We start from the raw sequence: 11831 nt of genomic DNA on the forward strand, positions 1-11831 counted from the left end.
CTCCTCAGTGACGGCGGAAAAGCTCTTCCCTTGGAGCGGCGGGCAGGTCGTCCTCGGCCAAGCAGCGGTCGAGCATGCGCCACAGCGGTTCATAGAGCGCACGGACGATGAACCTTTCGTCGGCGGGCTCTCTGTCATCGACGAAGTACGGGTTCAGCACGTCGAAAATGCTGTGCAGCAGGCTGGACTTCGGTGTGTCCAAATGTGGTGGTGTCGCCGCGCGATGCGGGGCGAAGGCGGCGTCCACGAACACCACTCGGGCCGGCACTCCGCCGCGCACCAGTCGCCCGATCACCTGCCACATCAGCACCAACATGTCCCAGGTGACCTGTTCCCGGTCGTCGCCGAGGCTGCTCCACGCCATGGAGCGCTGGAGCACTGTGTACCAACGGGATCGGGCCTGACGGCGGACTTCTTCCGCTCCTTCCTCGACGGTTCCGCCGCTGCGCACCCAGGAAGCGAACTCACCACTGTCCTGCGCACGCACGATCCAGTCGTTGATGGAGTGGACCGCCAGGGAGAGGTCGTCAGGATGCGGATTCGGACGGGCCAGGAAGTAGACCGTACCGATGGCCGCCTCGGCGTCGTCGTTCAGGATGTTGTGGCCGCGTTCGACGGCCAGCAGAGGCGCCACGAGGATGTCCGCCTCCAGATCCTTGAGATGCTCCACATCTCCACGGCGCAGAGAGCGGGCACGATGCGCGGACCGGGTCTGATCGTCCTCGTCGATCTCCTCGTCGTCCGAGACGAGGCACAACACCTGGTTCCGCCAGCGGGAGTTCAGGTTGTGCAGGGTGTCGGCCACCACGCGTGCTTCCGCGTAGCTGCCCACCAGCAGCAGGATCTGGTCACGGCCCGCGGGAAGGGACAGGAACTCCCGCTCCAGTGGTCCGCCGTTCTCGATCTCCTCTGCTCCGGCACCGAGCCAGGTGGCGATACGGCGTAGTTTCTCCGGTCGATGTTCCGGATCGGTTCCGGAGAGGTGGATCCTCTCCTCTCCGTCGTCGATGAACTCGAAGCGCATCTCGCTCTCGGCGGCGATGACTTCCATGGTCTCCCGCGGCGGCTCGATGATGACGCCGACCGGTTCGCGGAGGTGGTAGCGGCTGGACCTGCCCGCCCAGCTGCTGCCGGACATGAGGAGCAGATGGGCGCCCGGCCGGTCGTCCACGGAGGCCAGATGCGGCATGGCACGCAGCAACTCCCGGCCGATACCGCTGCAGCGGAAGAAGGTCAGTTCTCCGCTGCGAACGCACCCGTCGTCCCCGCCGTGCACCAGGAACTGGAAGCCGAGCACATTGCCCATCGGCGCCTCGGGCACCATCGGACCGTAGTCCATCGGTCGTCGGTACATCTCGTTGTAGCCGAGGCTGAGCGCCGCCTCGACCCGCGGCCACATGGCGTTGATCATCGCGAGTCGCGGTTCGAGAGCGCACAGCAACAGCGTGAACTCGAAACGTACGGCAAGTTCCGCCTGCCACTGCTCAGGGGTCCGGGGAGGAGGCGGATCCTGCCGGACCCGTTTCCCTCGCAGTCGCTTTCGCCGCAGCTCCTCCTTCTTCTCCTCCCATTCGGCCAGGGACTTCTCGTAAGTCTTCCGCTTCTCCGTCAGAAAATTCTCGTCGAGACGGAAAAGGTCCTTCATGACACTCATCAGGCCGCTTCGGGTGTTCTCTGGATTTCCCGTGTGCAGAAGTTCGTTGAGCAGGCTGGTCAAGTGGGTGAAGTCCTGGTCGGTATGCCGGGACCGGTCCCCGAACGGGTTGTCCCGGAACACGTCGAGGAGGTTCCCCAGAGCCTCCCGCGGATCGCTGTCCGCGTGGAGGGGGTATCGCTCGTCGAGCAGACCGAGTTGCAGCGTCCAGGCGCTGAAGTATCCGGTCCGGATCCAGCGGCGCAGATCGCGGTCGCCGACGAGCATGGCGTACAGACGGTCCGTCGCCATCCCCGCTGTGTTGAGGGCGGCGGAGAAGTTCTCCACATCCCGGTCGGAGAGCGGGGTGCGACCGCTCGCCGCAAGTTCGCGGAGTTTGTGCCGAGCCAGTACATCGATGAATCCCTTCTCCTCGTCACCGGCAAGGAGAACAGCGGGAGCGAAGGTCCGGTCCAGTTGCATCTGCACCCGATCGGCTTCGTCCACGATTACGAGATCACTGCGGCAGCACGCGAGTTCCAGGTAGCGAATGCGCTCACCGTTCTGAGGGCGCGGTGGGCAGGCATCGACCAGACCGGCCGGTGTCGTCACCCAGATGTCGGCGTCGACCAAGGCCCGCGAGCCGTCATGCCGGGGGCAGACCGACCAGTACGGACAGCTTCTGCGTTCCCTCTGCCATTCCGATGCCGGGCCACTGTCGGTCCGGCGCCGCGGGTCGGCCGCGGGGCGGAGCCGGGTGCATGGGGCCTCACCGAAGGCCAGCGTCTCACCGGCGAGATGACCGCGCCGCCTGACGTTCAGCACGCAGGAGGTTCCGAGGTACGCGAACGCCGGGTCGTCGTGGGCCAGCAGCCGCTGCTCGCCGCGGCCGGCCAGCCTGCGATGCAGCCGCTGGGCGTGCCGCTCGCGCCCCGCGAAGCCAAGGACGGGCGCGGCAGTGCCCTCGGTGTAGAGGTTGTACAGCTCGACGAGCTTCAGTACCTCCGCGACATCGGAGACCACGACGGTGGTGCGTCTTCCATGCTGTGCGAGGTGAACGGCGATGATGTCGCGCAGCGTGCTCTTGCCCGCGCCGACGATTCCCAGCAGGTGCTGAATGCCGTCCACCGTGAACTCATGGGCCTTGCGGAACTCTCCCCCCTGCTTGATGGACATCTCAAAGCTCTGGAGCCGGTCCAGCCACTCGGGCGCGCGCCCGCGGCCGATCCGTGCGAACAGGGCATCCATTTCCCCGGCGGTACGTTTCAGATCTTCCAAACGGAAGATCAGCGGTTCGCCCCCGCCCGCCGGGGCCGAGTCGATGTCATGGGCCACCAAGGGGGTGTGCGGCACCGGCGGCAGGTCGACCACGGCCATGGAACGGCTGACGGGGAAGGCGTGCGGACCGGGTCCGGCGACCGGGAGACGCTGTCCGGCCAGCGGAGGAGCGACCCGCAGCAAACCGTCGTAGACCTGCCAGCGGTCGTCGGCCACTCCGACCTCCTGCCGCACGGCGGGGAATTCGAGGTCCGGTACGTTGTAGCCGCGCAAGGCCGGGGTGAACCGCTGATAACGCTCCAACGCCTCGCGCCACGCCCGACCCCTGCGCAGGGTCCACAGGGAGTACCGAGCGACCCGGAGCGTCTTCTCGACGTCCGAGGGCAACCGGAGCCCGTACGCCTCCGCGAACGGGTACCCGCTGAACAACACCCACGCATGTCCTGCTGGGGTGTTCGGCATCAGCCTCTGCTGGAGGTACAGACCGAGTTCGACTTGGCAGAGCGCTTCCAGGGCGGGCTTGCGCACGGATGGGCCGGTGAATGTCTGAAGTGCGCGGAGCACATCGTGCAAGGGCGGAGTCAGGCTACGCATGGTCTCCCTCTGCTCCCTCCGTCGAGTCGGGGGCTTTCCCCTCGTGCACGCCGAAGGCCGACTGAGCGACGGCGTGGTGGGCCAGGTCTCGGAGCCCGGTGAGCAGCACCCTGTCCCGGAGCTCGTCAGGCAGGGCTGCGGTGAAGGATCCGCGGTAGTCATGGCAATCGGCGAACCGCTGAGCCACGACCACCAGCATCAGATCCGGAAGCGATGTCTTCCGCTCGATACACCGAGCGGCCAGGAGCGCGGGCTGCACCCGGTCGTACACCTGAATGTGACGGGAACCGGTCCTCGTTCCCCGCAGCCGGTATGTGCCGAGTCCGTCGGGAAGAGCCTCATAGCCGATTCCCGCACGATCGAGTCGGTCCAGAGCGGTCTCTTCGACTCGGCGCGGCAGAGCGAGGAACGCCCTCAACCCTCGCCGGAGCAACCAGCTCCGGTCCGGATCTCGGATCAGCCCGAGGCGCTCACCGTGCGGGCATACCTCCCCTTCGCACCAGGTGTCCGGTCCGGCGACGGGAGCCCCCTGATCGGGAACCTTCCGGTCGCGGAGCAACGCGGGAAGCCCACAGACAAGGCAGTTCAGGAAGGTGCCGCCGGCGAGCAGGGATTCGGGCAGCGGTCGATAGAATTCCTTGACGCGGCTCCAGACAGCCTTGCTCCATCCGCCTGCGAATCGGTCTTGTTGGTGCACGACGGGGTGACATGCGAGAAACCGCCGACATCGCTGGTACTGCTCTGTGGAGCCGCACCGCGCCGAAAGCCCTGCGAGGAGTACGCGTGCCTCCCTCTCCACGCCGCCCTCCGGCATGTGGGAGGTCAGTTCGAAACAGGTGCGGGTCGGTGCCAACCCGACCGGGTGGACCAGCGTCGCGTCCGGTGTGACGAGGGACGCCGGCACCTGGAAGAGCGAATCACCCGCGGAGCGCCAACGGCACCACTCCCACAGTTCCGGAAGACTTCTCGGCGGTGCCTCCCCCAGTTGGAGGCAGTGCAGTACGGTGCGATCCAGCGCGCGCTGCGCGGCGGACGGGTAGGGCAGAGTGAACGAGCGGAGGCCCTCGTGTTCGGCCAGGGCCGCGATGACGCCGGCGAGTTCGCAGAAGAGCGCGGAACCGGGGTGGGACTCGGCCCCCGAAATGTCGCTGTTCGTGGGTCCCTCGGTGTCGGAAGCCGTCTTCCGTGACCTCATGCGGCCGCCTCGTTGGCGAGGGAGACAGAACACCATCGCGCCACTTCACAGCGTGCGCAGGCTCGCCCGGGAGTCGCGGTGTACCAGTCGTCGGTGTGCCAGTCGGTCACCAGTTCCCGGATGATCCGCTCCGCCTCGGTGCGGCGAACAGGGGCGAAGGGATCAATGATCTCCAGATCCGCGCCGCCCGGGCGCAACACCTCCAACTCGACGCGAGCACGTGCCGTGCCGCCACCGAGGCCACCTCGCGCGGCGAGCAGGACCGCCAGGGCCAACTGGGGATACTTCGCCAACAGGGAACGACTCGAACGCCGGTTGGCGGCCGATGTCTTGGTTTCTCGCCACACCCACGAGTCCCCGTCCCGGTAGAGCAGGTCGGGTGCCGTGATCACCATCACGTCGGCGGTCGTGTCGTGCCGGACCACGCGTGGCTCGGTCCGTACGTCCGTGGCGTCCTGCACACATCGCAGCGGACAGACCGTGGCGTGATGGCGCAGCAGCCTCGCACCGAGGACGCGTACGTCCTCCGGGACATCGAACCCGTCGGGCACCCAGTGCTCGGGGACATCGACCGTGCAGGGCCTCAGTGGACCGTGGCTGTGGCGCTGCGCGAGGTAGGCGTGCAAGGCCCTGCCCCGCTCAGCCGTGGGGTCTCGCTCGACGGCATCCTCGGTGGGCAGGTGCAGCCGACGGAGGTGGTCGCGTGCCGGGCAGGCCCGGTAGTTCCGGCCGTTGGTGACGGACCAGGTACGCCGCGTCCGCCCGTGTGTCTCGACGCCCAGCAGTCCGGGTGACTTCCTCAGAGCCGGGCAGACGGACGCGTAAGGGCATTCCGCGCAGGAGGTGCCCGGGCGGTACTCCTGGCTGTCCAGTAAGTCGGCCAGCGCGCTGGAGCCGTGCTCACGGTAGCGGGCGAGTGCCTCTGTCCGCGTACCATCGAAAAGCAGACGCACCTGGCCGTCGAGGAGCGCGAATTCGATGATCCGTACACGCTCTGGAGGCGGCCCCGGAGTGCCCTCGGCCAGCACCAGAGCCGCCGCGGCGACGAAGCCGTCGGGCGGTGCCTGTCGGTTCAATCGGTTCACGGGGAGTCGGAGTTCACGCACTCTTCCGTCCGCGGATCGCAGACAGCGGCCCCATACGGTGAGGCGATACTCCTGTGCGGCCCGGGAGCCCCAGCCAAGCGCTCGGTGCCGGTAGATCCAGGGCGGCATGATCTCGACGAGCGGCTGGTCCGGGTCTGCGGGGAAGGCGTTGTCGTACGTCGTCAGCGCGTGTTCCGTCCACTGCCGCAGTCCGTCGTGCAACGGTGCCGCAGGTCGCCTCTCGCCGTCGAGTCCGCGGTCCAGGCGGGCATCACAAGCCGCCATGAAGGGCCCGAACGCGAAGTGCTCCAACGGTTCGCGGGAGCGGGTGGCGGGCTGACTCGGGCGGTAGTTCCGCGCCTTGAGCGCATCAGCGGCGGGGCAACGGAATTCTCCTCCTTTGAACTTGCCGACCGACACCGTGATGGTGTCGGAGACACGATGCACCCCATCGGGAGGCAACCATGAATCGACCATTTCGCTCCTTTTCACGCGAGAGCACAACCGGGTATGGAGGGGGATGATGGAGAAAATCGAGGAAATCGGCGACGTCGAGAAACTCTACGAAGTCCTGCATCAGGTCGGCGACGGCGGCCAGGCTGATCTTCATCTCGGCCGCGAGCGGGCGTCCAACCGAAAAGTGGCCCTCAAGATCCAGAAGCCCTGGGGGCACGAATCGATGATGTATTTCACGGAGATCGGAAAGGCGCTGGCGAAGGAAGGCTCCCGCACTCGAATTCTCGCCGGAATTCCACAGGTCCCCGACCTGATCGCCACCGGCCACTACCGCAACCGTCGTTGTCTCGTCCTGGAGTTCGTCGAAGGGAAACTACTCCACGATGTCCTGACCTCGGCACGACCGGTCCGGGACCCGAGCACCGTGGCCTCGGTCATCGGCCAGCTCTGCGAGATCCTTCACGCCGTGCACAGGAAAAGGCTGGTGCACTGCGACCTGAAACCCGAGAATGTCATGGTGGAACCCACCGGGAGAATTCGCCTGATCGACATGGGATTCGCCATCAGGATGCGCACACCGACCGAGTGGTCCCGTGGCACGATCGGCTACATGCCACCCGAGCAATTCGACAGGAGTCCTTTCGGGTTGACCAGGCAGGCCGACATCTTCGCCCTGGGCTGCATGCTGCTGGAGATGACGGTCATGCGACTTCCCTACGCCGGCTCCGAGGGACGACCCGCTCTCGGCTGTTCCGTTCCCGTACTGCCTCCGGACCGCCTGGCCGCGCTCCCGGTCGAGTTCGCTCCGCTCGCCCTGCGCATGGTGGAGCGCGAGGCGGCACACCGTCCGGCCCATGTGCGGGAGGTCTTCGCGGCGCTCCGCCCGTACATGCCCGCGCCGGGCTCACGCCGACCGCTGAAGCCCCTCCGCCCAGATCCCACGGAGTACTACCGCACCCACCCGCCGACGCTGTGATCCTGCGGGGTCGCCTTCATCGCAGCCCCTCCAGGCGGTCCCGTACCTCCCGCACACCATGGCCGCCCATCCGCTCGCGCAGCACGAGGACCCGCTCCAGCGCCTGCACCGCCTCGCGCGAGCGGCCGGCCGCCACCAGGGCATCGGCGTAGAGCCACAGGAGCTTACTCTCGTCGTGCCAATGCTCCAGCTCGCGGAAGATCTCAGATGCCTGCCGGTACAGGCTCAGCGCCTCGGCCCGCTCGGACCGGGAGAGACGGATCTTGGCGAGGGTGTACAGCACATCCGCCTTACCTCTCAGATCCACCGTCTCGACCAGGTGGAGAGCGTCCGCGCACACACGGAGCGCCTCGTCGTACTCCCCTCGGTCGTAGTGGAGCGTGCCGATGCCGTTCAGCGCCGCCGCCTCACCACTACGGTCGCGCAGCACCCGGTACAGCTTCAGAGCCTGTCTGTGGTGTTCCTCCGCCGTTTTCCCATGCCCCTGCTTGCGGAGGGTGAGCGCGAGCGTGTGAAGGGAACGAGCAAGGCTCAGCCGGCCGCTCTCACTGTTGTCCTGCCCGCTCAGCAGTACGGCCCGCCGCAGTTGTGCCGCGGCCATCTCGAACTGTCCCAGCCGCCAGTGGGTGCCGGCCAGCATGCGGTAGACCATGGCGCAGTCCACGGGAGCGGCGACGACCTCGGCCGCCTCCCTCGCAAGCTCCAGGCTTCGCTGCGCTTCGCCCAGACGGTGGCGGCACCACTGATAGGTCACCAGCGCCATCGGCAGCAGCCACGTGTAGCGCTCCAGCCCCTTCTGGTAGGCCAGTTGAATGCCGAGCTGGACGGTGTCGTACTCGCTGTCCAGCAGGGCCATGGCCTGTTCGAGGCCTTCGGGCTCGCACACACTCACTGCGTCGGGATCCCCGACAGGGAGCGTCCGATGGCGGTCGAGCAGCTTGTCGCAGGCTCTGACGTTCTGCAACTGGTGTTCCAGGACCTGCCGTACGGTGGCCTCCTCGAAGTCCCGCCGCGGACCGTCGACTCCTGGAACGACCTCGTGGCGCGCGAAGGCTCGCACCAGGTCGTGCAGGCTGTAGCGGTCCGACCGGAACTCCACCAGACTGGCCGCCACGAGTTCCTCCACGGCCCGGTCGGCACGAATCGGTTCACCTGCCAAGCCGAGGTCCATGACGGCGTCCCAGCAGATACTCGGGCCGGGGTGAACAGCCAACTGCCAGAGAAGACGGCGGGCCGCACCGGACAGCGCACGCTCGGAACAGGCCAGCGCCATCCGCACGGACAGCTCCTCCTCCGGCAGATGCAGGACATCCAGCTTGTCCCTCTCCTGCCTGAGGTCCCGTACGAGGGCGCTGATGCCCTGGATTGAGCGATGCTCCAACCGCCGGGCAACCACCGTGAGTGCCAGCGGATGACGGTCACACAACTCAACTAGTTCGCGGATGAGTTTGCCATGGCCTCCGCGTGCCGGCGCGCGAAGTCGCTCCTGAAGGATCGCGGTGGCAGCTTCGTCGTCCAGTGAGCCCACCGTGCAGAAGTGCGCGTCATGTCCGGCGCCCAGCTCCCCGAGCGTCTTGCGGCTCGTGACGATCACCGCGCTGGTGCCGGTCCCGGGCAACAGCGGACGCACCTGCGCGGCGTTCAGCGCGTCGTCGAGCACGATGAGCACCGACCTACGAGCCAGCGCCGAACGCAGAGCCGTACTCTTGCCGTCCACTCCCGTCGCGCGAGTGCGAGGTGACAGATCTGCCAGGAATCTGTCCAGAACATGCTCGGGGTCGGCGGGCCGCGCATCGGCGCCCGCAAAGCCCTGGAGGTTGGCGTAGAGAACCCCGTCCGGGAATCTGTCGCGCAGCAGTGCCGCGAGCCGATAGGCCACCGTGCTCTTCCCGATGCCGGCGAGTCCTCTGAGCACGATCAACGCCGATCTTCCCGCTGTCTGTCGCTCCTGCACGACCTCGTCGAGATCACGCATCAGCTCATCTCGCCCAAAGGGTCTGTGCTTGCATGCGGGCAACTGGTCCGGGACAGGGTGAAGAGCCGTCCCGCGTGCCCGACGGGGAGTACCGAGTAACTCGTCGATGACGTCCTGCAGATCGGAGTCCGGGGCAGGGGCCCCGTGGCGCTTCGTCCACCGCTTGATCAGCCTTTCCCGTGCCACATGCCCCAGCTCCCGGCCATGGGTGACCAGATAGAACCGAAAAATCCAATCCTGTTCCGGCATACGTTCAAACAATTTCTCCGTTTCCGTACGCAGCCATTTCTCCTCACCGGCCCACCATGCCGCCTCCAACTGGGAGCGAAGGGCGCCCATCCGCTCCTCTCGCAACTCGGCCTTCCGTGTCCCGAACGTTCCGACCGGCAGCCCGCGCAACGGCTCGTCATCGCACCATTCCGCCAAGGCGTCGCACAATTGCTCGAACTTTTCCGGCCCTTGAAGACGGGCAGCCTTCCGCACCCCTTCACGGAAGCGGAGGAGATCGACGCCTCCCTCCGGGATAACAATCGCACAGACGCCCGAATTGATGCGTGGGACAGCCTCCTCCCCCAGCTCCTTCCTCAGATCCGACATGACCCGATACACGCGGTCACGCGAATACTTCGCGCCCGGCCAGAGGGTCTCGGAGACTTCCTCAGCGGTACACCTGAACCCGGGTGATGTCACCAACAATCCGAACAGCGCAGCCGCCTTCTCAACGCCGGAAAATCCCTCACCACTTGATCCTCTGACACTGACCAAGCCGAGTACGCGCCCCTCCACAGTCTTTCCCCTTCCGCGCACCACGCGTAGTCACCGCGTCCCGAACGGCACTCCTGAATCTGTGCGCACCCAGAGCCTCTTCTACACGCTCACGCCCTTTCGCGAGTTCAGATCCGGCTCAGCTTCTCCTCAGATTCGGCGCCACGGCACTCTGCCTCGGCCGGGCACGATGGCGTCAACCGCTCGCCGCACAAGGCGATGCCGGCCCAATCACCGATCGAAAGGATTCCGCTCCATGAGCAACCGTCAGCGCAGCCGCCGGGGGAGCCGCCTCAGGCGGTCCGGCGGCTTCCCGCCCCACCTGCGGCGAACCGCCCGCAAGGCGCAGCTGCAGAGCGCCGCGACACCGCCGCCCGCGGCGTCGGCCACTTCGCCGTCGAAGACGGGCTGAGGCGCCCCATCGCCTCAGAAGTCGCCGTGGTGCCCGCCTCCGGGCGGGCACCCTCGGCCAGTCGGCCGCTCCCCCACATCCGCAGCCCCATCTCCATCCCCCCGGTACGAATCCGAAGCCGCGATATGACCTCCCGACAGGCGGCACTGCAAGACAGGACACGTGCGTAAAACTGAGGCGCGTGGGACTCATTCCCGTTTTGTCGGTTTCCAGCAGTCGTCGAGCAACTGCGGCGACCACATTTCCATTCATCGGCATCAGGGCCCCCGGTTCCCGGAGCCGAGAGAGGACAGTGCATGGCGTACCCGACATCCCGCGGTGCCTTCGCCGCGGTCATTCACCACTTCGAGAATCCTCACGTCAAGGAAGAAGTACTACTGACTGTCGACACAGAGGGGAACGACGAGCCGATCCGGTTGTCCCCTCCCGAGGCCCGCGAGGCACTGTACGGTCCGGACGCCGCCCCGGAGCTCGCCACCGCAGTCTGGAAGGCGACGCTCCGAGCGGCCTGCGCCGAAGCCACACCGCACGGCCCCTGGCAGCTCCTGGCAATCTGGTTGGCCCTGCCGCGTTTGACCGGCACGGCCTACCGCATCTGCGGTCGCCTACGCGTCGACCGGTCCGACGTAGAGTCCGAGATGGTCCTCGCCCTGCTGGAAGAGCTGCGAACCGTGGACCCCGAATCACCGCTCTCGGCCCAGACTCTGATCAGGGCGGCATGCGGCGGCGGGTGGCGCTTCGCGCGCGCGGCACTACGAGAGGCTCCTTCCACGCACTTGGAGAACATCGCGGAGGGCGACCACCGCGCGCTGACGGGCGGGACCGCCGAAAGTTTGGCGCGGCAGGCAGACTTCGAGCTGGAGGTCACCCGTCCCGAAGGGGCAGCCGGACTGAACGCGTCGCTGCGCTTGCGAGTATCCACAGCGCAGTTGGAGGAGGAGGTACTCAGAAGCCTAACCGATCACCTCGGGTCGCACAAAGTCGTCAGTCGGCCCAAGCACTCCGGGCGGAGGCACCGCACCGGCACTATGTCATTGCGGCGCTGTGCGAGGCGACGGTGAAGCCCCCGGGGACCGGTCCGCTCAGCTTCACCGAGATGTTCGAACTGCCAGTCGCAGTGGATCTGCGGACAGCCGCACGAGCACTGGGTATCTGCTCCGGAACCGCATACCGGCTGATCTATGAAGGCACCTTCCCCTGCTCCATCATGCGCGTCGGCCGCCAATACCGGGTTCCGACCACCGAGTTGATGCGCGTCCTGGGGATTGAGGAGCGGCCTCTGTACACCGTCGAACTCGAAACGGGTCCAGACTCCCCACAGGACCCCCTGAATCCGTAGAAGCGACTCGGGCAGCCGCCCCTACGCGGCATGTGCGGGCGCCCGAGGCGAAGACTCGGGCGCCCGCACATGCCGCAACCCGCCACGACCGCTCGCTCCCCCGGGCACGACCGAACGCTCCCG

General features: G+C 66.8%; 7 protein-coding genes. 3 read left to right on the plus strand and 4 right to left on the minus strand.

The genetic code is table 11. The features are described from left to right. Positions 1-4: 4 nt before the first annotated feature. Genes ACH4EB_RS16410 through ACH4EB_RS16420 form a run of 3 tightly spaced genes read right to left on the minus strand, consistent with a single transcriptional unit; the run spans position 5 to position 6262 of the window. Positions 5-3505 carry a hypothetical protein gene (locus ACH4EB_RS16410; protein ID WP_398348532.1) on the minus strand — a complete coding sequence of 1167 codons (3501 nt, stop codon included), beginning with the start codon at positions 3503-3505 and terminating at the stop codon, positions 5-7. Beyond that, positions 3498-4700, minus strand: coding sequence for a hypothetical protein (locus ACH4EB_RS16415; RefSeq protein WP_398348171.1), 1203 nt, complete (start codon positions 4698-4700; stop codon positions 3498-3500). The genes ACH4EB_RS16410 and ACH4EB_RS16415 overlap by 8 nt, the downstream gene beginning before the upstream one ends. Then, the gene (locus ACH4EB_RS16420) at positions 4697-6262 is read right to left on the minus strand and encodes a PD-(D/E)XK nuclease family protein (RefSeq protein WP_398348172.1); all 1566 of its coding nucleotides are present in this window, start codon (positions 6260-6262) and stop codon (positions 4697-4699) included. Before ACH4EB_RS16420 ends, ACH4EB_RS16415 begins: the two co-directional genes overlap by 4 nt. Before the next feature lie 43 nt (positions 6263-6305). On the opposite strand from ACH4EB_RS16420, the gene ACH4EB_RS16425 reads away from it, so the two are divergent. Beyond that, a complete protein-coding gene (locus tag ACH4EB_RS16425) occupies positions 6306-7217 on the plus strand; it encodes a serine/threonine protein kinase (RefSeq protein ID WP_398348173.1) in 912 nt (303 codons plus the stop codon). A gap of 16 nt (positions 7218-7233) precedes the next feature. Here the strand turns inward: ACH4EB_RS16425 and ACH4EB_RS16430 are convergent, their stop codons facing one another. After that, a complete protein-coding gene (locus tag ACH4EB_RS16430; RefSeq protein ID WP_398348174.1) occupies positions 7234-9789 on the minus strand; it encodes a tetratricopeptide repeat protein in 2556 nt (851 codons plus the stop codon). Positions 9790-10665: 876 nt separating this feature from the next. On the opposite strand from ACH4EB_RS16430, the gene ACH4EB_RS16435 reads away from it, so the two are divergent. Further along, on the plus strand, positions 10666-11430 hold the full coding sequence (locus tag ACH4EB_RS16435; RefSeq protein WP_398348175.1) for a hypothetical protein: 765 nt from the start codon (positions 10666-10668) through the stop codon (positions 11428-11430). Positions 11431-11465: 35 nt separating this feature from the next. Continuing rightward, positions 11466-11708, plus strand: a complete 243-nt coding sequence (locus ACH4EB_RS16440; protein WP_398348176.1) for a helix-turn-helix domain-containing protein — start codon at positions 11466-11468, stop codon at positions 11706-11708. Positions 11709-11831 lie beyond the last annotated feature (123 nt).

The organism is Streptomyces sp. NPDC018045 (assembly GCF_044327445.1).
In the GTDB taxonomy this organism is placed as follows: Bacteria; Actinomycetota; Actinomycetes; order Streptomycetales; family Streptomycetaceae; genus Streptomyces.

Excerpts from the sequence above, each read along its gene's own strand:
- ACH4EB_RS16425 (WP_398348173.1), top strand. The coding sequence starts at position 6,306 with ATGATGGAGAAAATCGAGGAAATCGGCGACGTCGAGAAACTCTACGAA.
- ACH4EB_RS16410 (WP_398348532.1), bottom strand. The coding sequence starts at position 3,505 with ATGCGTAGCCTGACTCCGCCCTTGCACGATGTGCTCCGCGCACTTCAG.
- ACH4EB_RS16415 (WP_398348171.1), bottom strand. The coding sequence starts at position 4,700 with ATGAGGTCACGGAAGACGGCTTCCGACACCGAGGGACCCACGAACAGC.
- ACH4EB_RS16420 (WP_398348172.1), bottom strand. The coding sequence starts at position 6,262 with ATGGTCGATTCATGGTTGCCTCCCGATGGGGTGCATCGTGTCTCCGAC.
- ACH4EB_RS16435 (WP_398348175.1), top strand. The coding sequence starts at position 10,666 with ATGGCGTACCCGACATCCCGCGGTGCCTTCGCCGCGGTCATTCACCAC.
- ACH4EB_RS16430 (WP_398348174.1), bottom strand. The coding sequence starts at position 9,789 with ATGTCGGATCTGAGGAAGGAGCTGGGGGAGGAGGCTGTCCCACGCATC.
- ACH4EB_RS16440 (WP_398348176.1), top strand. The coding sequence starts at position 11,466 with ATGTTCGAACTGCCAGTCGCAGTGGATCTGCGGACAGCCGCACGAGCA.